Annotated in this window: 16 protein-coding genes; 9 read left to right on the plus strand and 7 right to left on the minus strand. The window is 71.1% G+C overall.

Going from position 1 to position 20,722, the window contains the following annotated elements; all coding sequences use genetic code 11:
• The first annotated feature begins 122 nt into the window (after positions 1–122).
• Together KDL01_RS25675 and KDL01_RS25680 are read left to right on the plus strand one after the other, a co-directional pair.
• On the plus strand, positions 123–1,064 hold the full coding sequence (locus KDL01_RS25675) for an alanyl-tRNA editing protein (protein ID WP_212531171.1): 942 nt from the start codon (positions 123–125) through the stop codon (positions 1,062–1,064).
• 32 nt (positions 1,065–1,096) lie between these two features.
• Entirely contained in the window at positions 1,097–1,288 is a 192-nt protein-coding gene (locus tag KDL01_RS25680) for a DUF6104 family protein (RefSeq protein WP_212531172.1), read from the plus strand.
• Between the two features lie 64 nt (positions 1,289–1,352).
• Here KDL01_RS25680 and KDL01_RS25685 read toward each other — a convergent pair whose 3' ends face one another.
• Positions 1,353–3,158 (minus strand): peptide-N4-asparagine amidase, encoded by a 1,806-nt coding sequence (locus tag KDL01_RS25685; RefSeq protein WP_212531173.1) that lies wholly within the window; start codon positions 3,156–3,158, stop codon positions 1,353–1,355.
• A 129-nt stretch (positions 3,159–3,287) separates the two neighbouring features.
• On the opposite strand from KDL01_RS25685, the gene KDL01_RS25690 reads away from it, so the two are divergent.
• The 4 genes from KDL01_RS25690 to KDL01_RS25705 all read left to right on the plus strand — a co-directional run bounded on the left by KDL01_RS25690 (position 3,288) and on the right by KDL01_RS25705 (position 6,892).
• Positions 3,288–4,268 (plus strand): GNAT family N-acetyltransferase, encoded by a 981-nt coding sequence (locus KDL01_RS25690; RefSeq protein WP_212531174.1) that lies wholly within the window; start codon positions 3,288–3,290, stop codon positions 4,266–4,268.
• Positions 4,269–4,301: 33 nt separating this feature from the next.
• A complete protein-coding gene (locus KDL01_RS25695; RefSeq protein ID WP_212531175.1) occupies positions 4,302–5,330 on the plus strand; it encodes a GNAT family N-acetyltransferase in 1,029 nt (342 codons plus the stop codon).
• A 13-nt stretch (positions 5,331–5,343) separates the two neighbouring features.
• Positions 5,344–6,072, plus strand: a complete 729-nt coding sequence (locus KDL01_RS25700; RefSeq protein WP_212531176.1) for an HAD family hydrolase — start codon at positions 5,344–5,346, stop codon at positions 6,070–6,072.
• An 85-nt stretch (positions 6,073–6,157) separates the two neighbouring features.
• Positions 6,158–6,892, plus strand: coding sequence for a DsbA family oxidoreductase (locus KDL01_RS25705; protein WP_212531177.1), 735 nt, complete (start codon positions 6,158–6,160; stop codon positions 6,890–6,892).
• 106 nt (positions 6,893–6,998) lie between these two features.
• Here KDL01_RS25705 and KDL01_RS25710 read toward each other — a convergent pair whose 3' ends face one another.
• The 5 genes from KDL01_RS25710 to KDL01_RS25730 form a co-directional block, all read right to left on the minus strand.
• Positions 6,999–9,812: an ABC transporter permease gene (locus KDL01_RS25710; RefSeq protein ID WP_212531178.1), complete on the minus strand. Its 2,814-nt coding sequence runs from the start codon at positions 9,810–9,812 to the stop codon at positions 6,999–7,001.
• Complete coding sequence (locus tag KDL01_RS25715; RefSeq protein WP_212531179.1) at positions 9,809–10,594, minus strand: ABC transporter ATP-binding protein; 786 nt, start codon at positions 10,592–10,594, stop codon at positions 9,809–9,811. The genes KDL01_RS25710 and KDL01_RS25715 overlap by 4 nt, the downstream gene beginning before the upstream one ends.
• A complete protein-coding gene (locus tag KDL01_RS25720) occupies positions 10,576–11,091 on the minus strand; it encodes a PadR family transcriptional regulator (protein ID WP_212531180.1) in 516 nt (171 codons plus the stop codon). Before KDL01_RS25720 ends, KDL01_RS25715 begins: the two co-directional genes overlap by 19 nt.
• Before the next feature lie 124 nt (positions 11,092–11,215).
• Entirely contained in the window at positions 11,216–13,921 is a 2,706-nt protein-coding gene (locus KDL01_RS25725; protein WP_212531181.1) for an NACHT domain-containing protein, read from the minus strand.
• 270 nt (positions 13,922–14,191) lie between these two features.
• Positions 14,192–14,743, minus strand: coding sequence for a MarR family winged helix-turn-helix transcriptional regulator (locus KDL01_RS25730; protein WP_246576991.1), 552 nt, complete (start codon positions 14,741–14,743; stop codon positions 14,192–14,194).
• A 113-nt stretch (positions 14,744–14,856) separates the two neighbouring features.
• Between KDL01_RS25730 and KDL01_RS25735 the strand changes: the two genes are divergently transcribed.
• The 3 genes from KDL01_RS25735 to KDL01_RS25745 are packed head-to-tail and all read left to right on the plus strand — an operon-like array spanning position 14,857 to position 17,239.
• A complete protein-coding gene (locus tag KDL01_RS25735) occupies positions 14,857–15,267 on the plus strand; it encodes a GntR family transcriptional regulator (RefSeq protein ID WP_212531182.1) in 411 nt (136 codons plus the stop codon).
• Entirely contained in the window at positions 15,264–16,181 is a 918-nt protein-coding gene (locus KDL01_RS25740; RefSeq protein ID WP_212531183.1) for an ABC transporter ATP-binding protein, read from the plus strand. The genes KDL01_RS25735 and KDL01_RS25740 overlap by 4 nt, the downstream gene beginning before the upstream one ends.
• Before the next feature lie 5 nt (positions 16,182–16,186).
• Positions 16,187–17,239 carry an ABC-2 membrane transporter-related protein gene (locus KDL01_RS25745; RefSeq protein WP_212531184.1) on the plus strand — a complete coding sequence of 351 codons (1,053 nt, stop codon included), beginning with the start codon at positions 16,187–16,189 and terminating at the stop codon, positions 17,237–17,239.
• Positions 17,240–17,344: 105 nt separating this feature from the next.
• Here the strand turns inward: KDL01_RS25745 and KDL01_RS25750 are convergent, their stop codons facing one another.
• The gene (locus KDL01_RS25750; protein ID WP_212531185.1) at positions 17,345–20,722 is read right to left on the minus strand and encodes a multifunctional oxoglutarate decarboxylase/oxoglutarate dehydrogenase thiamine pyrophosphate-binding subunit/dihydrolipoyllysine-residue succinyltransferase subunit; all 3,378 of its coding nucleotides are present in this window, start codon (positions 20,720–20,722) and stop codon (positions 17,345–17,347) included.

Genomic DNA, 20,722 nt, shown 5'->3' on the forward strand with positions numbered 1-20,722 from the left:
GCCGGTGCGACCGGCCCGCCGCCCCTTTGTCGGAGTCGGTCGAAGTCGGCGCCTCGGCACGGGCAGGTCACGGATTGCCGGGTTCGGCCGCGGGCCCGTGGACGCCGTGCGAGACTGGGGGCATGGTGCGGCACGCCACGACCCTGGTCACGTTCCCCTCCGGCGCGACGGAGGGGGCTTCCGCGGTGCTCGCGGTGGTGCCGCTGCCCTCGGTCGCCGAGGCCGGTTCCGCGGCCGAGTCGGCCGGCGCCGAGACCGCGGGCGGCACCGTCGGTCTGGTCGTGGACACCACCCCGTTCCACCCGGTCGACCACACCTGGCCGGATCAGCCCGGCGACAGCGGCACCGTCCTGGTCGACGGCGTGGCCTACCCGGTGCTCGACTGCGTCACCGGCGCGGTGGGGCCAGAGGGCGAGTTCGCGCTCGGCGCGGACATCCCGGTGCGCCGGGGCGAGGAGTCCTGGTCCTGGCTGGTGGTGCACGTGCTCGAGGCCGAGCCGGCGCTCGAGTCCGCGGTGGGTTCGCAGGCGCTGCTGCGGGTGGACGCCGCGCGCCGCCGGGCCCTTTCGGCCGCGCACACCGGCTGCCACCTGACCGCGCTCGCGCTCAACGAGGCGCTGGCCGGACGGTGGAACCGGGCGCCGGGGCGCGAGGACGCGTTCGGCCGGCCGGACTTCGACTCCATCGCCATGGACAGCTCGCGGATGGACGAGCACGCGAGCACCGACCGCTACCGGATCGGCAAGTCGCTGCGCAAGAAGGGCTTCGACCCGCAGGGCCTGGCCGAGGCGCTGCCGCAGCTGGCCGAGGCGGTCAACGCGCGGCTGGCCGGCTGGATCGCGGCCGACGCGGCGGTGCGGGTCGAGCTGGTGGGCGGGGAGAAGTCGGCGAAGCTGACCGCGCGCCGGGCCTGGGTGTGCGACCTGCCCGAGGGCACCGCCTCGATCTTCTGCGGCGGCACCCACCTGGACCGGCTCGGCGAGCTGGCCGGACTGCACTGCTCGCTCTCGCTGTCCGAGGACGGGACCGAGCTGGTGGCCGTCACGGTGCCCAAGCCGCGGTGAGTCCAGGCCCAGGCGGAAGGTAACATCGGGGCATGTATTTCACCGACCGGGGTATCGAGGAGCTCGCCGCGCGACGCGGCCAGGAGCAGGTGTCGCTGGAGTGGCTGGCCGAGCAGCTGCGCACCTTCGTGGACCTCAACCCGGACTTCGAGACGCCGGTCGAGCGCCTGGCCACCTGGCTGGCCCGCCTCGACGACGAGGATGACGAAGGCGACGACGCGTAGGCACGGGCACGCGTAGCCGAGGACGGCGCGCAGCCTCGCCGCACGCCGCCCTCCCGCAGCTCGCTCAGTCCCGGCAGCCCGGATACGTGTCCGAGGTGACCTGTCCGTGGTCGGCCTCGATCACGTGGTGGTAGCAGGGCTCCTCGATCGCCGAACTCTGATAGTCCTCCGAGTCCTGGCCGTCCGCCTGCACGTCCGTGCCGTCGTCGGCCCGCTGCAGCACGCCGCCGGCCGCGACCTGGTCGGCCACCCGGGCCGTGGTCAGCCAGCCGCCGCCGAGGCCGCCGAGCTCGGTGGAGGTGAACCTGGCCTGGCTGACCTTCGCGGTGAGCAGGAAGCCGGGCCCGGTGGAGTCGGGGACGTACGAGGCGTACATGCTGATCGGGTAGCTCCAGGTCTGCCGCTGGGCGCTGCCGTTCGTGTCCACCTGGGTGTAGCCCTGGTCCTGCTGACTGACCGTCTGGTAGTCGCCGCCGCCCCAGATGGTGTCGAGGTTGCGGTAGGCCAGGTGCTGGCTGACGGTGGTCTGTACCCGGCCGTGGCTGGTCTCGACGTAGCCGGAGACACTCCAGTCGCGCGAGGCGTCGGCCGTGATCACGTCGGTGCCGGTGGTGGGGCTGGCGATCGTGGTGGTCAGCTTCGGCGCGGCGGCGATGGTGTCCTGGGTCACCGCGCCGCCGGTGTGGGTCCGGTGCGGGTCGGTGGTGAGGAACATGGTGGCGTCGAGCATCCACACGTCACTGATGTCGGACGGCGGCACCAGCGTGATCGTGTGCGGCTTGCCGTCGCTGAGCACGCCCGCGAACGGGGTGAGGTCCAGCGTGTAGGGCTCGGTGCGCAGCGAGTCCACGCTCATGATCGGCCGCCACATCAGGGGATTGATCCCGCCGCTGTAGATGACCGGATAGGCCTGCGCGATCCCGGCGAGCTGTCCGTCCACCTCGACTCCCACCTCGCGGTAGGTACCGCCGGAACAGTAGCCCTCGGCCGTGTCGGTGGCGTCGTCGTCGGGCACGTTGCTGTACCAGAACTCCTCGCAGCCGTTGCCGCGCGCGTAGATCTCGAGGCTCGCGCCGGTCAGGTTGGTCGGGAAGGTCTCGGTCAGGCTCGCGCTCTGGCCCTGGCTCAGGTCCCACCAGTCGGACGCGCCGTTCGAGTCGGTGTTGCTCAGCGGCAGCACCTCGTTCGCGGTCCGCGCGGGCGGGTCGGCCCGGTCCGCCATGTAGTAGGTCACCTTGAGCGTGATGTGGTAGACGCCGGTGTCCGTGCTATTGATCAGGTTGCCCAGGCTCACATCCAGCGGCTGCGCCTTGGTCAGCAGCGGGATGAACGCGGAGATGTCCTTGTCCACGTGCCAGGAGATGCCGGCCGCGTCGGGCTCGGGCGTGGAGGTGCGCAGGACCTCGGCGCCGCCGATCCACACCCCGGCCAGCCGGTCGTACTGCACGCCCTGGACGCTGCCGTACCAGTCGAGCACGACCTTGTTCCAGGATCCGGCGCAGGCGCTCGGCGGGGTGAGGGTGCCGACGTAGTCGCCGGTGAAGTAGGAGTTGGAGAAGTCGTACTGCATCGCGGTGACGGTGCAGCTGCGGGTGTCCGGGCGCGGGACCGGCTGGTAGGCGGAGACCGGGTTCGCGTACCCGTTCTCGACGTAGTCGGGTGAGGCCGCGGAGGTCTGCGCGGCCTCGGTGCGGGCCTGGGCGAGGGTGGCGGGGGCCGAGGGCAGTACCGCGTGGGTGGCGGCGCCGGCGTGCTCGGGGGCCGCGGCGGCCGAGGCCGCCGGGCCCGAGGCCAGCGCCAGCCCGAGCACCGCGGCCAGTGCCGCGGCTCGGAATCCGGTGCCGGAACGTACGGACGTGGTCAGTCGCACGAGGGGACTCCATCAGGGTCGGATGGATCAGGACACGGATATCACCTTCGCGCACCGCGCCCCGACGGGTAAACCCGCCGGAGGCAAAATCGGGTGCGCCGGGACCGGTGGGGCCGTAACATGCGCCGCATGGAAGATCCAGAGCTGGAATGGCGGCCGTTGACCTCTGCCGACGCCGAAGCCTGCGCCGCGCTGCGCACGGCCGCGGAGGCGGTGGACGATCTGGGCGAGTCCTACTCGGCCGAGGACTTCCTGGACGACCTCGCCACCTCCGGCCTCGACGCCGAGCGCGGCACGCTCGGGGTGTTCGAGGACGGCCGGATGGTGGCGATGGGCGCGGTGCACGCGCGGACCGCGGCCGATCCGGTGCACGCGATGTTCTTCTGGGCCACGGTCCATCCGGACCGGCGCGGACGCGGGATCGGCGCGGGCGTGCTCGCCTGGGCCGAGCGCGCGGCGCGAGAGATCAGCGCACTGCGTTACCCGGGTGCGCCGCTGCGGCTGCAGTCCCCCGCGTACGACGCGATGCCGGACCACTGCGCGCTGCTCGAGTCCTTCGACTACCGGGTGGACCACTACGACCTCGGCATGGTGCGCCCGATCAGCCCGGCCGAGGCGGACGCGCCGCCGCAGCTGCCCGCGGGCTTCGAGCTGGTCCCGTTCGGGTCGGAGGTGGCCGAGGAGTTCCGGGTCACCCACAACGAGGCGTTCGTGCCGGACCACCCGGGCACCACCGTCGTGCCCCCGGAGGTCTTCGCGGAGCGCACCGGCAACTCGGCGTTCCGGGCGGATTTCACCTTCGGCCTGCGCGAGACCGCCTCCAGCGCCCTGGCGGGCTACGTCCTGGCCTACCACTACGAGGCGGACACCCAGGCCACCGGCCGGCGCGACGTCTACATCAACTACCTCGCCACCCGGCGCGAGTTCCGCGGCCGGGGCGTGGCCGCGGCGCTGATCGGCGCGGTGCTGCACGCGGCGGCCGGGCAGGGCTTCGACACCGCCTCGCTGGAGGTGCTCGCGGAGCACCCGACCGGGGCGCTGAGCCTCTATCAGCGGCTCGGCTTCGAGGCGCGCCGCACCTTCGCCGTATACGTCAAGGATCTGGACTGAGCGGTTCATCCGCGGGCTATAGCCTTGCCGCCCATGGAGTTGTGCTGGCGCACCCTGACCCGGGCCGACGCGCCCGCGATGTCGGATGTCCACCGGGCCGCGGCACTGGCCGACGGCACCGGCGACCTGCGTTCGAGCGCTGACATGGCCGAGATCTTCGTGCGCGAGGAGCTCGGCGGCGTCCGGCGGCGTTACTTCGGGGCCTTCGACGCGCGCGCCGGGGGCGAGCCCGAGGCCCGGCCCGCGGCAGGCGGGCGGCTGGTGGCGTTCGGGGTGCTGTTCGCGCGCACGGCCCTGCTGCCGCAGCATCAGCTGCACCTGTGGGGCGCGGTGGATCCGGCGCACCGGCGCGCGGGCGTCGGCGGAGAGCTGATACGCCGGGCGTTGGCCGGCGCGCCCGCCCTGCACGCCGAGGTCTTCCCGGGCGCGCCGCTCGAGGTGATGTTCGCCGGGACCGACGGGGTGGCCGGCTCGGCCGAGGTGGCCGCCGCGACCGGATTCACCGCCTGGCGCCGGCAGTTCGGCATGTCCCAGGAGTTGCGCCGCGGCCCCGAGGACGGCCCGGCGCACGCGTGGCCGCTGGTTCCGGCGGGCCTGGAACTGCGCACGTACCAGCCGGTGGACGAGCACGAACTGCTCGCCGCGCACCTCGACTCCTTCGTGCCCGACCACCCCGGCATGACCCCGACCTCGCCGTTGATGTGGTCGCGGCGGATGAACGCGCTCAGCTTCCTTCCTGGATTCAGTTTCCTGATGCACGATCCGGCGAGCGGCCGGGTGGCCGGCTACGTCCTGACGGACCTGGTGCCGCCGCATCCGGACCGGCCGCGCCGGCGCGAGATCAACCTGACCATGATCGGTACGCGGCGCGAGTACCGGCACCGCGGCGTGGCCTCGGGGGTCATCGCCGCCACGCTGCACGCGGCCGCCGCGCAGGGCTACGACGCCGCGCATCTGGCCGTGGACACGGACAACCCGAGCGGAGCGCTCAGCGTCTACCGCCGGGCCGGATTCCACACCAGTGGAAGTACCACGCTGTACATCAAGTCAATACAGATCTGAAGGAGCCAGCACCATGACGGCGACCCCGGCGAAGTTCGCACTGTTCGACCTCGATGACACCCTGGTCGTCACCTCCGAGCCGTTCCGCGCCTTCTGCCACGAGTTCGTCCTCAGGTACGCGGTGACGGGCGTGCCGGGCGTGGCCGACGGCGGGGACGTGGACGCGGCGACGGCGCAGCTGCTCTCCGCGAGGATCGCCACGACCTCGTGGCGGAAGTTCTGCGACAAGGCCGAGGAGTGGTACGGCATCACCGCGCCGCGCGAGGAGCTGTTCGCCTGGGTGCTGGCCACCTACCCGGCCAAGTTCACCCTCGACCCGCGGGTGGCGAAGGGCCTGGCCGCCCTGCGCGCGGACGGCTGGAAGCTCGGCATCGTCACCAACGGCACGACCGCCGTGCAGCAGGCCAAGGTCGACCACGCCGGCCTGCGCGCATACGTCGACTTCGTCATCGAATCCGACGCCGCGGGCGCGCGCAAGCCGGACCCGCGCATCTTCGAGGTCGCGGCCGAGGGCCTGGGCGTGGAACTCGGCCCGCACGGCTGGATGGTCGGGGACAACCACGCCTGCGACATCGTCGGCGGCCACGGCGTGGGCCTGCGCACCATCTGGCTCCCGTACGACAACGTCCAGCCCGCCGACGCGATCCGCCCCGACCACGCCTGCGCCACGATCCTCGAGGCGATCGAGATCGTCGCCGCCGGCGACGCGGCCACGGCACGGGATGCGGCGGACGCGGAATAAACCGGTGGGCACGTGCCGCTTGCCGTAGTGGCGGGCAGTGGGTCCGCCGCCGAAAACGTATGCCGAGAAGCCCGGGAGCAAGCCGATGCGCGTGGAGATCTGGAGTGATGTGGCCTGTCCGTGGTGCTACATCGGCAAGGCCCGATTCGAGCAGGGGCTGGCCGAGTTCGCGCACAAGGACCAGGTCGAGGTGGTGTTCCGGTCCTTCGAGCTGGACCCGAACCGTCCCGAGGGCGAGACCACCCAGGTGACCGGCATGCTGGCGAAGAAGTACGGCATGAGCGAGGCCCAGGCCCGCCAGGCCGAGCAGCGGGTCGCGGACAACGCCGCGGCCGAGGGCCTCGGCTACCGCACCGAGGGCCGCGACCACGGCAACACCTTCGCCATCCACCGGCTGCTGCACTTCGCCAAGACCAAGGGCCTGCAGAACGAGCTGGTCAACCTGACCTTCCGGGCGAACTTCGCCGAGGAGCGCTCGGTCTTCGACCGGGCCAGGCTGCTCGAGCTCGCCGTGGAGGCCGGCCTGGACGCCGAGGAGAGCAAGCAGGTCCTCGAAGACCCCACCGCCTTCGCCGAGGAGGTCCGCGCGGACGAGCGCGAGGCCACCGAGCTCGGCGCGAACGGCGTGCCGTTCTTCGTGCTGGACCGCCGCTACGGCGTCTCCGGCGGCCAGCCCGCCGAGGTGTTCAAGCAGGCGCTCGAGGAGGCCTGGGCCACCCGGCCGCAGCCGGCGAAGCTCGCCACCGTCTCCGGCCTGCCGGACCCGGGCCAGGCCGAGGAGGTCTGCGGGCCGGAGGGCTGCGCGGTTCCGCAGCGCTGATCCGCGCCCCGCGAAACACCGGACGCACCCTGCGCACCCCCGTACGACGTGGCGGCCGCCGCTCCCCTCCCCGCGGCGGCCGCCACGTCGTACGTCCGTCTCCGGCTCACTCCACCCGGATGCGCCCCGGCGCCCTCGACGCGCTCAGCAGCATCGCTCCGAGCGCTGTGACCAGCGGGACCGCCACGGCCATGGCGCCGAGGTTGAGCCACGGGACGGTGAACGGCATCGCCTGCGAGGTGGGGAACTGCGAGAACAGGCCGACGATGTTGAAGTTGGTCAGCCGTACCAGACCGATCGAGATGACGAACCCGATCGGCACTCCGATCAGCACGCCGAGGCCGGTGATCACCAGTGCGGTGGATCCGGCCAGCCAGCGGCGGGTCCACGGGGATCCGCCCACGGCCGCCAGCGTCTGCTGGTCGGCCCGGCCGTCGGCCAGGGCCAGGCCGGTCGCGATGGCCGCGGCGCCCAGCGCGAGCAGTGCGGCGAAGGCGAGCACGACCAGGTTGACCAGGCTGCGCTCCTCCTGCACCCCCGGATCCATCTGCACGTCGCTGCCGAGGTGTTGGCCCTGCACGATCTGCTCCGCCGTGTGGACCTGCGCGGCGGTGGCCGGCTTCGCCAGGTCGATCAGCAGCGTCGACTGCTCGTAGGCGGGCACGACCAGCCCCATTCTGCTCGCCGCGGCCGGCGACATGATGAAGCCGGGATCCGGCTTGCCGTGCAGGTTCAGGTACACGGCGGGCAGGGTGTACCTCTTCGTGGTCTGCGTCGCGTCGGCGGCGTGCGGGGCGAGCGTGTCGTGCTGGACGACGAGCTCGAGGGTTCCGTTCTCGACCAGCGAGGCCTGGGTGACGACGATGCCGCCCTGGTCCAGCACCCGGTCCGCCGCCGCGTCGTCGGTCCCGGTGACCTCCTGCAGCGTCTGCGGACCGCCGATGAGCTCGCCCACCAGTGCCCCGGGATAGAAGTTGTCGCCGCAGGTGATGTTCTCGAGCTGGGCGGCCGGCACCTTCGCGACGCCGTCCGGCACGCAGGTGCCGAGGTCGAGCGTGCTCACCGTCCACAGCGACGGATCGGTCGCCATCTGCTGATATCCGGCCACGGATTCAGTCGTCATGCTCCCGGTCACGTTCGGCAGCACCGACTTCAGGGCGGCCAGCGTCTTGGGCACGTCCGTGACGTTCTGCACCGCGACCTGGTCACTGCGCAGCAACGGGGTGTACTCGGCGCGCTGCTGGGCCGCCGAGCTCTCCAGCCAGGTGCCTGCGGCCACCGCCCCGGCCACCGCGGCGAACATGGCCGCGACCGCCGGGGTCGTGCGCCCGGAGTGGCGGGCGCTGTCGCGCAACGCGAGCCTCGGCCCGAGCGGCAGCAGCCGGCTGAGCGAGGCGGCCGCGTTCACGATCGCCGAGGTGCACATGATCGCGCCCACCTCGATCATCGCGATGCCGGCGGTGACCAGCAATGCGGCGGTCGAGGGCGAGATCCGCGCGCCGAAGTACTCGCTCACCAAACCGAGCGCGGCCAGCAGCACACCCCAGCCGGCCCTGACCGCGTGGCGCCGGCCTCCGGTCATCTCGGTCCGGCGGCCGGCGAGGGTCGCCATGATCTCGCGCCGGGCCACGGCCCGCGCCGGGACGAGGGCCGAGCACAGTCCGAGGAAGACCGCGAGCAGCGCGACCCCGAGGATCTGCGGCACACTGACGTGCACGGCGCCGGGCAGCTGGCCGAAGATCCCGCCCACGAACGGCAGGAACGCGGCCGCCGCGCCGAACCCGAGCCCCAGGCCGGCCACGCCGGCGACGGCGCCGAGCACCACCCCGTCGGCCAACACGATCCGGCGCAGCTGTGCGCCGTCCGCGCCGGCCGCGCCGAGCATGGCGTACTCGCGCTCCCTGCGCCGCGCCGAGACCGCGAAGGCAGGGCCGGCCAGCAGCACGACCTCCAGCAGCGCGACGCCGATCACGATGGCGAAGATGGCCGCGGGGACCGCCGCCCGCTGCAGGCTCAGCTGCATGCCGAGCCGGCCGTAGCCGCCGCTGCCCAGGAAGTTCGAATAAGGGACCTGCGAGGCGGGCGGCGGATCGAGCACCACCGCGCGCGAGACGACCGGGAAGCCGAACCCGTCGAACTGCTTCACCAGGTCCCAGGAGACCGGGCCGACGCCGGAGACGAACCAGCCGTCCATACTCTCCCCGTCGGCCGCGGGCGCGCTCGGCAGCGCGAAGGCCTGCTCCGAGTTCGTCGAGTTCGGCAGCTCGACCAGCCCCGCGACGGTGAACTGCACGTTCTGTCTGCCGGCCGCGGAATCCGCCTCGAGCGTCACCGGCTGCCCGACCCGCACCCCGAGATCGGCGGCGAGCGCGGGGCTCAGGTCGATCTGCGCCGCGGTGCCCGCCAGCCGACCGGATACGAGGTCGAAGATCCCCCGGGTGTCGGGGTTGCCGAGATCGACCTGCAGATACTCGACGGTCGCGTACGTGTTCTCGCCTGCGAAGGAGGCGGACCCGGCGATCTGTTCCGGGGTGAGCACGGCCTGCGGAAGCAGCGTCCTGATCTGGGCCAGCGACGCCGCGGTGGACGGCGCCTTGGGCGTGGGGTTCGTGCCCTGCGGGTTCGAGCCGTCGGCGTCCGCGGCGGACATGATGGTGGGCTGGGCGTTCGTCGACTGCACGATCGCGCCGCCCGAGGAGGCCTGGATTTCCGCGTCGAAGCCGCCGATCTGCCGGGTCAGCTTCTCGGCCGCGCTCGGATGCAGGGCGGTGGTGAGCAGCGTGTCGATGCCGACCGTGCCGAACACCGGCAGCGCGAGCATGGCGACGATCAGGGCATTGCGGGCCTTGTCGCGCAGCACCTGGCGGCGCGCCACCCGCAGCGCCATGAGCCAGGAGGTGAGCCAGCGGTTGAACCTCATCGCTCCCCCGCCGCCTCACCGTGCGCCACGCCCGCCGCGGCCGCTGCCGCCGGGGCCTGCGCCGCCTTGGGCTCCGGCTCCCCGGCGCCGCCGATCTCGCCCACGACCTTCCCGTCCCGCAGGTAGACCGTGCGGTCGGCGTACGCGGCGTACCGCGGCTCGTGTGTGACCAGGATCCCGGCCGCGCCGGCGTCGCAGCGGGCCCGCAGCACCTGCAGCACCGCCTCGGAGGTCTGCGAGTCCAGCGCCCCGGTCGGCTCGTCCGCCAGCACCAGCCGGCGCTCGCCGATCAGGGCCCTGGCTATCGCGGTGCGCTGGCGCTGCCCGCCGGACATCTCCTCCGGGAAGCGCCGGCCCAGCCCGCCGAGCCCGACCTCCTCGAGCGCCCGCTCGGCCAGCTTCCTGGCCCGGGCCGCGCGCATGCCGTCGAGCTCGAGCGGCAGCGCCACGTTCTCGCCCGCGGTGAGCGCCGGGATCAGGTTGTAGTCCTGGAAGACGTAGCCGATGCTGGTGCGGCGCAGCCGGGCCAGCGCGCGGCGGGAGAGCTCGGACAGATGCACGCCCTCGACCACCACGTTGCCCGAGGTCGGCGCGTCGAGGCCCCCGGCCAGTGAAAGCAGCGTGGTCTTGCCCGAACCGCTCGGCCCCATCACCGCGACCAGCTCGCCCGCGGCCACCTCGAGGTTGATCCCCACCAGGGCCCTGACCTCGGCCTCCCCGTTCCCGTACGCCCGGGTCAGGTCGCGCAGCGCGACCACCGGCCCTACCCATTCGTTCGGCATACCCGCTCCTCCACATGGTCCAGCCAGCGGATCTCCGCCTCGGCTTGGAAGATCTGTGCTTCGAGCACGAGCGACCAGGCCAGGTGCGGCGCCGCCGCGCGCACCTTGAGCCTGGTCAGTTCCTGCAAGGTGGACTGGGCGTGCTCGCGCTGGGTCTGCACCAGCACCGCCACGTCCACTCCGGGCACGGTCACGGCCAGCGCCAGCTTCATCGCCAGCTCGTCCCGGGGCCGCTGTGCCTGGGTGATCGGCCGCGCGAACCAGTCGGCCAACTCGCGAGCACCCGACTCGGTGATCTCGTAGATCACATGCCCCTCGGCGTCCTCGCCGGTCTTGGCCACCAGCCCGTCGCGCTCCAACCGCCCGAGCGTCGTGTAGACCTGCCCGATGTTCACCGGCCAGGTCGACCCGGTGCTCTCCTCGAACTCGGCCCGCAGCTGATACCCGTAACCCGGCCGATCGCGCAGCAGGGCGAGGATTCCGTGCTTGACGGACATCGGTCTTCACCTCCCCTCTCCTACATACGCCGTATGTATACCGAGTATGCACCGCCGCGCGCAAGCAGACCTGAGCCCCCGTCGGATCACGCCTGCCCGGAGCCGTCGCCGCCGCGTACGCCGATCAGCTCTCCGCCGGACTCGGAACGCTCACCTCAGGCGTATGTTCTGCCGCGGGCACGGAACTGAGCCAGTGCGCGCTGGACGGGTCGGTGTAGGCGTCGACGAACCTGTTGCGCTTGTTGAAGGTGTAGACGGCGTCGGATCTGAAGACGCGGGTGATGAAGATGCCGTAGCCGAAGAAGACCGCGGCGGACGCGACCACGAGGAAGACCCAGATCGACTGCCGCAACAGTTCGACGAGGCTGAGGCTGATGGTGCCGGGGAACAGTCCGAAGGCGATGAGGAACAGCACGATGTCGGGCATCGCCTCGATGCTCAGTACCCCGACCCACAGTCCCGGCTGCCCGGGATCGTCGTCCGCGACCTTGAAATGCGGCAGATAGAAGATGACCACGATCGTCAGCCCGCCGCCGATCACCGTGGCCAGCGTGACGAGCACGACGTTCCACCAGCCGTAGGGTTCGAGGAAGGCGTGCGGACGCCGCGTCGCCGTCCAGATCACCACGCAGGTCGAGACCGCGGAGACGAGCGTCGAGAACACCAGGGCTGGCCGGTGGAAGCCGAATCTGATCGTCCGCCGGTTGTCGCGCTCCAGATTGTCGAAATACCGCGGCCCGGCGCCCTTCGCCTGCAGGAACAGGTTCTTCTTCTCCGGCACCACGTCCATCAGTTCGGCCCAGGCCAGCAGCGTCACCAGATTGGACTCCGCGACCTGCAACGCGTCCACGAACGGATAGGCCCGGCGCCGCAGCCCGTCGGTGATGGCCGCCGAGCGCAGCCGGGGCTGGTCCTCCAACTCCTCGAAGCACGAGGCCTCCATCGCCATCACCATCAGCCGCGAGATCAGCCTCCGGCACTCGTCCGGGAACGCCTCGTGGTCGAGCACGTTCAGGCACCGCCACAGCACCGGGACCAGCCGGGGGTCGTCCGGGATCGACTCGGCGAGCTCCGGCACCAGGGAGGCGACCTTGGTGGCGTTCGTCGCGACCAGTTCCCTCAGCACTCTGAGCAGGTTGTCGTCGCCGCCGACGACCGAGGCGAACTGCGCCACCTCGATCCGGTGCAGCAGCTGGTCGGCGCAGGCCACCGCCACGTCGCGCACCGGTTCCGGAACCGCGCGGCAGGCATACAGGATCGCCGCGAGGCGGGTCGGTACGGCCGCGTCGAAGTCCGTCGCGGCGAGCGTCTCCTGGGTGAACTCCGTGAGCATCCGCTGCGCCATGACGTTGACGTTCTGCGTGGCGACGTTGGCCAGGCAGCGGATCGCGAGCTCCCGGTCGAGCAGGTACAGCTTGGCCACGAACTCCTCGACGACGGCGGTGTGGCCGGCCGCGAAGAAGAGCACCACCTGCTGCCACTCGTGGTCGAAGGTGCGGGCCAGCAGCCGGTCGACTCCGTTCGGCTCCCGGTCGCGCAGCTGGGCCGCGATCAGGTACTCCTGGATCGAGCGGTGGGCGAAGGTGTAGAACCCGGGCGCGATCTGGCTCAGCAGCCCGGAGCGGTTGACGATCTCGTCAACCAGGGCCTGCGCCTGGTCCGGACGCACCCGCCCCAGGTGCGGCGCCAGCCGCGTCGCCACGGCCAGCAGCTCCTCTGCGCTGAAGTCCTGGAACACGTGCCGCCGCTCGGCCATGGCGAGCGCGAACGACTGCAGGAACCGCTCCTTGTCGTCCTGGGTGAAGACGTTGACCGGCCGGCCTTCCGGGATGAACTTGTGCCGGTCCAGCATGGTGCGGATCATGGCCTCGTAGAGTGCCGAGATGGAGTTCGGCACCGCGTCGATCTGCCGCTCCAGATACAGTCCGATGGACATGGTCAGCACCAGCGGCGTGCGGTGCAGGTCGAAGGTGGCCGAGCTCTCGATGGCGGTGAAGAACCGCTCCGGCGTCAGGCCCCGCTCGGTGAAGTCCGCCCGCCGGTTCTTCAGATAGCTCAGGATCTCGCTGTTCTGCATCGGCGTCAGGACGTGCTCGACATCGGAGAACGTCGTCCACTCCTCCGGCTTGAAGTTCTGCCGGCGGCAGGTCAGCACGGTGCGCGCGTTCGCGGTGGAGCGGTCCGGGTTCTGGTCGCCGATGAAGTGCAGGATCGCGCCGCGGACCTCCTGGTAGCGCTCGTCGGGAACCTCGTCGAGGCCGTCGAGCAGGATCAGGCAGCGGCTGCGGTCCAGCAGCCTGCGCAGGAACTTCTCCGCCTGCGGCTTCTGGAAGCCGAAGTCGGACACCAGGATCTCCTCGACCAGGTGGTCCCAGACCGTGCCGGCGACCCGGCGCAGCTGGACGAAGAACGGGATCTCCTTGCTGTGATCGATCTTCAGCAGGTCGGCGCTGCCCTCGAGCCGCTTGCCGGAGCGGGTGGTGCCGACGGCGTAGGCCTTGAGCAGCGTCGACTTCCCCGAGCCCGGCGCGCCGGTGATGATCAGCCGCCGGTTGTCGCGTTCGGCCAGCACGGTGGTGGCGATCGTACGGTTCTGCGGATCCGCCGTACCGCCCACCGCGGAGAGCGCGACATAGGTGCCGCCGAGGTCGAGACGCTCCTTCTTGTTCAGGTACACGTTCTCGAGCAGTCGATAGCGCTCGTTGAATCCACGCCGGTAACGCCGCGCCGGAATTCCCAGCCGGAACGAGATCCAGTCAACGAATCTGATCAGTGTTCTGCGTACCGGGGTCACCAGCGCGACCAGGATCGTCACGACTATGCCCAGCAACGCCAGAATATCGGCCCGAGGCCACTGTGCCACGTCCCCTCCCACATTCCTCACGCCACCACGTCAGGATGCTGCGCTCCGATTGTAGGGCGCGGGAAGAGATCGTAGGGCCGTACCGGAAGAAATCCGGCACGGCCCCGCACGCGTTCGTTTCTTCGCCGGGCTCCTACTCGCCCAGGCCGGTGACCGGCATCGCCAAGGTGACGGCCCACACGGCCTTGGGTTGGCGGAGGATGCTCGTCCCGGGATCGGCGGCGTGCGTCGCAGAACTCATGGTTGGCTTCGCCTCCCTGATGTGGCCTCCGCCTTGTGGGCGGGGTTCGTGGCGCTGCGCTCCATCGCTTCCTCCTGCAGTTCGCGCAGCCGCAGCAGCGCGGGTACGGCCGCGGACAGCGCGGCGGCCTGCGCCGGAGTGAGCCGGTCGATCAAGGTCGCGAGCCGCTCCGCGCCGCCCGCCCGACGCTCGGTCAGGTAGGACAGGCCGGCCGGCGTGAGCGTGACCAGCACGGCCCGCCGGTCGGTCGGATCGGGGGCGCGGCGCACCAGCCCGGCCTGCTCGAGCGACCCGATCAGCGCCGTCATCGACGGCTGGGCCACCCCCTGCAGCGCGGCCAGCTCGGTGATCCGGCACGCGCCCCGGCGGTCGAGCGCCGAGAGCGTGGAGACCGAGGTCAGGCTCAGCTGCCGCGGATGTTCGACGTAGCGCACCACGGCCGCCGCCAGCGCGTGCAGCGCCAGCCCGGCGCTGATCTGCGCGTCCTCGGAGTCCGCGGGTCGCGCGGGCTCCTCCGGGTCGGGCAGCGCCCGCGCGTTCTCACTCATGCAAAAAGCATAGGACTAACTATGTAGCTTGTCTAACTATCTTGTCCGCCGCCGGGGTCTTGACAACAGCCGGGGGCCCGGCTGGATACTCATTCCACTAGGGACCTAGTGAAATGGGAGAGCCGGTGATCGAGTTCCACCTCGACGCGCGCTCGGGGATCTCGCCGTACCTGCAGCTGGTCGGACAGGTACGCCAGGCGCTGCTGCTCGGGCTGCTCGCGGAGGGCGACAAGCTGCCCACGGTCAAGGAGGTGGTCGCCGCGGTGGCGATCAACCCGAACACCGTGAGCAAGGCCTACCGCGAGCTCGAGCACCTGGGGCTGGCCGCGGCCAAGCCGGGCGTGGGGACGTTCATCACCCGCTCGCTCGGCCAGGCCTCGCTGGCCGAGCACGGCCCGCTGCAGCAGGAACTGCGCGCGTGGCTGGTCAAGGCCCGCGCGGCCGGGCTGACCGAACCGGGTATCGAGGCGATGTTCCAGAGCACCTTCCGCGAGAGCGCCACACACGCCGAAGAGGAGACATGAGCGCCATACTGCAGGCCCATGCGCTGGGCAAGAGGTACGGCCGGCGCCAGGCGCTGGCCGAGTGCACCCTGGAGATTCCGCCGGGGCACGTGGTGGGCCTGGTCGGGCCCAACGGAGCGGGCAAGAGCACGCTGCTGAAGATCGCCTGCGGCATGCTCGCGCCGAGCTCCGGCCGGATCGAGGTCCTCGGCGAGGCGCCCGCCGGCAGTCCCGCGCAGCTCGCCCGGGTCGGCTACGTCGCGCAGGACACCCCCGTCTACGCGGGCCTGTCCGTCGCCGACCACCTCAAGTTCGGCGCCGCGACGAACCCGCGATGGGACGCGGCGCTGGCCCGGACCCGGATCGAGCAGCTGGGTCTCGACCCGAAGCAGAAGGCCGGACGGCTCTCCGGCGGCCAGCGCGCGCAGCTGGCCCTGACCATCGCGGTCGCCAAGCGGCCGGAGCTGCTGCTGCTCGACGAGCCGGTGGCCAGCCTCGACCCGCTGGCCCGGCGCACCTTCATGCGCCACCTGATGGAGTCGGTCGCGGAGAACGGCACCAGCGTCATCCTCTCCTCGCACCTCGTCTCCGACCTCGAACGCGTCTGCGACTACCTGGTGGTGCTGGTCTCCTCCCGGGTCCAACTGGCCGGGGAGACCGAGGACCTGCTCGGCACGCACCACCGGATCGTGTGCACCCGGCGCGAGGCGTCCTCCCTGCCGGCCGGGCTCACCGTCGTCGGGGCCACCCACACCGAGCGGCAGAGCACGTTCATCGTGCGCGGCCCGGCCGAACCGCCGGTCGGGGACTGGGCCGCGGAGAGCCTCGACCTCGAGGACCTGGTGCTGACCTACATGGAGCACGCCGCCGAACCCGCGCCCGCCGCCGCCGCGACCCCCTCATCCACCGACCACACCCCGGAGAACGCCCGATGATCTGGATGACCTGGCGTCAGTTCCGCCCGCAGGCCGTCGCCGGCCTGGTCGTCCTGGTCCTGGGGACGGCTTACTTCCTGATCACGGGCCTGTCGATCCACCACACCTACTCGGCCGACCTGGCCGCCTGTGGGACGGCCGACTGCAGCGCGACGGTGTCCGCCTTCCGCGGGACCTACGCCCCCGTGTTCGACCTCACCCAGCTGCTGATGGTCGTGCTGCTGGCCCTGCTCGGCACCTTCTGGGGCGCCCCGCTGATCGCCCGCGAACTGGAGACCGGCACGCACCAGCTGGCCTGGAACCAGAGCGTCACCCGCACCCGCTGGCTCGCGGCCAAGCTCGGCGGGGCCGGCCTGGCCGCGCTCGCCGCCGCCGGGCTGCTCAGCTATCTGCTGACCTGGTGGGCCGGGCCGCTCGACCCGATCTCCGGCAGCCGCTTCTCCCCGATGACCTACGCCACCCACGACATCGTCCCGGTCGGGTACGCGGTCTTCGCCCTGACCCTCGGCTGTACGGCGGGCCTGCTGATCCGACGCACCGTCCCGGCGATGGCGGTGACCCTCGCCGTGTTCGTCGCCGTCCAGATCGTCATGCCGACCCTGGTGCGCCCGCACCTGCTGCCGGCCACCACGGTGACCTACGCCGTCAACGCGAACATCAGCGGCCAGATCCGGGGCGTCGAGATCGACGGCGACAACGAGAGCGTGCACCTCGACGGCCTGTCCTTCCCGCGGGGCGCCTGGGTGCTGGACACCACGCCGGTCGAGAACGCCTCGGGCCAGGCCATCCGGGCCTCCGACTACCCCCGCTGCTTCCCCGGCTTCGACTCGGACGGCACGAACGGCACGAACCCGGGTCGGCCCGGGCAGACCGAAGTGGGCGGCTCGGGCATCGGAGACATCGGCTCCTGCCTGGGCGGGAACACGCTGCACGAGTCCATGACCTACCAGCCCGCGAGCCACTACTGGCCGATGCAGTGGATCGAGACCGGGATCTGCCTGGCGATCTCCGCGCTGATGTCCGGGTTCTGCTTCTGGTGGATCCGGCGCCGCACCTGACCGGGCGTCGGCCGCGCCCGCCGCGCCGGCCCCGAAACGCACAGGTCCCCCGCCACCTGCCCGGTGACGGGGGACCTGTGCGTGGTCAGCTCACGTGACGCCGCGTCAGCCGGCGAAGGCCTCGGTGACCACCCGCTGCTGCTCGACCTCGTGCCGCTTGTGCGAGCCCACGGCCGGGGACGAGGACGCCGAGCGGGAGACGTGCGTGAACGTACGCCCGCCGAGCTCGCCGGTCAGGTGCATCGCCATGAACGGCCAGGCGCCCTGGTTGGCCGGCTCCTCCTGGACCCAGCGCACGCGCGCGTCCGCCGGGTAGGTCTCGAGCTCGGCCCGCAGCTCGCCGACCGGGGCCGGGTAGAGCCGCTCGGCCCGCAGGATCGCGGTGTCGGTGACGCCGTGCTTCTCCCGGTAGGCGACCAGGTCCCAGTAGATCTTGCCGGAGCACACCAGGATCTTCTTCACCCCGGCCCGGTCCACCGTCTCGTCGCCGATGAGCGGGCGGAACTCACCGCGGGTGAACTCCTCGATCGAAGAGGTGGCCGCCTTCGCCCGCAGCATCCACTTCGGGGTGAAGACCACCAGCGGCTTGTGCGCCGGGTTCAGCGCCTGCCACCGCAGCAGGTGGAAGTAGGACGAGGGCAGCGAGGGCATCGCCACGGTCATGTTGTTCTGCGCGCACAGCTGCAGGTAGCGCTCGATCCGGGCCGAGGAGTGGTCCGGGCCCTGGCCCTCGTAGCCGTGCGGCAGCAGCAGGGCGACGCCGGAACGCTGGCCCCACTTCTGCTCGCCGGAGGAGATGAACTCGTCCACGATGGTCTGCGCGCCGTTGCCGAAGTCGCCGAACTGCGCCTCCCACAGCACCAGGGCGTTCGGACGGGCCACCGAGTAGCCGTACTCGAAGCCCATGGCCGCGAACTCGGAGAGCATCGAGTCGTAGACCGTGTACGTGGCCTGGTTCTCGGACAGGTACGACAGCGGGGTGTACTCGCGCGCGGTGGTGCGGTCGACCACGACGTGGTGGCGCTGCACGAAGGTGCCGCGGCGCGAGTCCTGGCCGGCCAGGCGCACCGGGACGCCCTCCATCAGCAGCGAGCCGAAGGCGAGGGTCTCGCCCATGGCCCAGTCGATGGTGGCGTCGCCGACCATCTGCGCCCGCTTCTGCAGCTGCGGCAGCACCCGCGAGTGCGGCTCGAAGCCCTCGGGCAGGTTGACGTGCACCTCGACGATGCGCTTGACCACGTCGTCGGAGATGGCCGTGGCCACCCGCACCGGGAAGGGCTCCTCGACCTGCTCCACCGCGGGCGAGGGGGCCGCCTTGCCGGTGTCCTTGGTCTCGGCGAAGGCCTGCTCCAGCTTGGCCTGGTAGTCCTTCAGCGCGGCTTCGGCCTCTTCGATGGTGATGTCGCCGCGGCCGATCAGCGCTTCGGTGTAGAGCTTGCGCACCGAGCGCTTGGCCTCGATCAGCTTGTACATCAGCGGCTGGGTCATCGACGGGTCGTCGCCCTCGTTGTGACCGCGGCGCCGGTAGCAGACCATGTCGATGACGACGTCCTTGTTGAACTCCTGCCGGAATTCGAAGGCGAGCTGCGCCACCCGGACGCAGGCCTCGGGGTCGTCCCCGTTGACGTGGAAGATCGGCGCCTCGACCATCCGCGCGACGTCGGTGGCGTAGACCGAGGAGCGCGAGGCGGCCGGCGAGGTGGTGAAGCCGACCTGGTTGTTGATCACCAGGTGGATGGTGCCGCCGGTGCGGAAGCCGCGCAGCTGGCTCATGTTGAGCGTCTCGGCCACCACGCCCTGGCCGGCGAACGCGGCGTCGCCGTGCATCAGGATCGGCAGCACGGTGAAGGCGGAGCCGGCCTTGTTGATGATGTCCTGCTTGGCCCGCACGAAGCCCTCGAGCACCGGGTCGACCGCCTCGAGGTGCGAGGGGTTGGCCGTGAGCGAGACCTTGATCTGCTTGCCGCTGAGCGAGGTGAAGGTGCCCTCGGTGCCCAGGTGGTACTTCACGTCGCCGGAGCCGTGCATGGACTTCGGGTCCAGGTTGCCCTCGAACTCGCTGAACACCTTGGCGTAGGGCTTGCCCACGATGTTCGTCAGCACATTGAGGCGACCGCGGTGCGGCATGCCGATGCAGGCCTCGTCCAGGCCCTCCTCGGCGCCGGAGGAGATGATCTGGTCGAGCACGGCGATCGCCGACTCCCCGCCCTCGAGCGAGAAGCGCTTCTGGCCGACGTACTTGACCTGCAGGAAGGTCTCGAAGGCCTCGGCGCCGTTGAGCCGGTTGAGGATGCGCAGCTGCTCCTCGCGGGACGGCTTGGTGTTGCCGTTCTCCACCTTCGCCTGGATCCAGCGGCGCTGGGCCGGGTCCTGGATGTGCATGTACTCGATGCCGACGGTGCGGCAGTACGACTCGCGCAGCACGCCGAGCACGTCGCGCAGCTTCATCAGCGGCTTGCCGCCGAAGCCGCCGCTGGCGAACTCGCGCTCGAGGTCCCACAGCGTCAGCCCGTGCGAGACCACGTCGAGGTCCGGGTGCCGGCGCTGCTTGTACTCCAGCGGGTCGGTGTCGGCCATCAGGTGGCCGCGGGTGCGGTAGGAGTCGATCAGCTCCTGCACGCGCGCGGTCTTGTTGACGTCGTTCTCGTGCGTGGCCGCGATGTCCTGGACCCAGCGCACCGGCTCGTAGGGGATGCGCAGCGACTCGAAGACCTTGTCGAAGAAGTCGTCCGCGCCGAGCAGCAGCTGGTGGATGACCTTCAGGAACTCGCCGGAGACCGCACCCTGGATGATCCGGTGGTCGTAGGTCGAGGTCAGCGTCATGATCTTGCTGACGGCCAGCCGGTTGAGGGTCTCCTCGCTGGCGCCCTGGTACTCGGCCGGGTACTCCATCGCGCCGACGCCGACGATGGTGCCCTGACCCCGCATCAGCCGCGGCACCGAGTGCACGGTGCCGATGCCGCCGGGGTTGGTCAGCGAGATCGTGGTGCCGGCGAAGTCGTCCGCGGTGAGCTTGTTGTTCCTGGCCTTGCGCACCAGGTCCTCGTAGGCCTGCCAGAACTCGCGGAAGTCCATCAGCTCGGCGGCCTTGATGGAGGGCACCACCAGGGTGCGCGAGCCGTCCGGCTTCTGCAGGTCGATGGCCAGGCCGAAGTTGATGTGCTCCGGGGTGACCAGCGCGGGCTTGCCGTCCACCTCGGTGAACGAGCCGTTCATGTCCGGCATCGCCTTGGTCGCCTGCACCAGCGCGTAGCCGATGAGGTGGGTGAAGGAGACCTTCCCGCCGCGGGCCCGCTTGAGGTGGTTGTTGATGACGATGCGGTTGTCGATCAGCAGCTTCGCCGGCACCGCGCGCACCGAGGTGGCGGTCGGGACCTCGAGCGAGGCGTTCATGTTGGCGATCAGGCGCGCGGCCGGACCCTTGAGCACGGTGGTGGCCGCGCCGCCGCCGGACGGGGTGGAGGGGGTCGGCGGGGCCACCAC

The organism is Actinospica durhamensis, assembly GCF_018139695.1.
Lineage (GTDB): Bacteria > Actinomycetota > Actinomycetes > Streptomycetales > Catenulisporaceae > Actinospica > Actinospica durhamensis.

Bases quoted from the DNA above. Each gene is read 5' to 3' on its own strand.
- KDL01_RS25735 (WP_212531182.1), top strand. From the start codon at position 14,857: ATGGGAGAGCCGGTGATCGAGTTCCACCTCGACGCGCGCTCGGGGATC.
- KDL01_RS25690 (WP_212531174.1), top strand. From the start codon at position 3,288: ATGGAAGATCCAGAGCTGGAATGGCGGCCGTTGACCTCTGCCGACGCC.
- KDL01_RS25705 (WP_212531177.1), top strand. From the start codon at position 6,158: ATGCGCGTGGAGATCTGGAGTGATGTGGCCTGTCCGTGGTGCTACATC.
- KDL01_RS25710 (WP_212531178.1), bottom strand. From the start codon at position 9,812: ATGAGGTTCAACCGCTGGCTCACCTCCTGGCTCATGGCGCTGCGGGTG.
- KDL01_RS25715 (WP_212531179.1), bottom strand. From the start codon at position 10,594: ATGCCGAACGAATGGGTAGGGCCGGTGGTCGCGCTGCGCGACCTGACC.
- KDL01_RS25740 (WP_212531183.1), top strand. From the start codon at position 15,264: ATGAGCGCCATACTGCAGGCCCATGCGCTGGGCAAGAGGTACGGCCGG.
- KDL01_RS25695 (WP_212531175.1), top strand. From the start codon at position 4,302: ATGGAGTTGTGCTGGCGCACCCTGACCCGGGCCGACGCGCCCGCGATG.
- KDL01_RS25680 (WP_212531172.1), top strand. From the start codon at position 1,097: ATGTATTTCACCGACCGGGGTATCGAGGAGCTCGCCGCGCGACGCGGC.
- KDL01_RS25700 (WP_212531176.1), top strand. From the start codon at position 5,344: ATGACGGCGACCCCGGCGAAGTTCGCACTGTTCGACCTCGATGACACC.
- KDL01_RS25720 (WP_212531180.1), bottom strand. From the start codon at position 11,091: ATGTCCGTCAAGCACGGAATCCTCGCCCTGCTGCGCGATCGGCCGGGT.
- KDL01_RS25745 (WP_212531184.1), top strand. From the start codon at position 16,187: ATGACCTGGCGTCAGTTCCGCCCGCAGGCCGTCGCCGGCCTGGTCGTC.
- KDL01_RS25675 (WP_212531171.1), top strand. From the start codon at position 123: ATGGTGCGGCACGCCACGACCCTGGTCACGTTCCCCTCCGGCGCGACG.
- KDL01_RS25730 (WP_246576991.1), bottom strand. From the start codon at position 14,743: ATGAGTGAGAACGCGCGGGCGCTGCCCGACCCGGAGGAGCCCGCGCGA.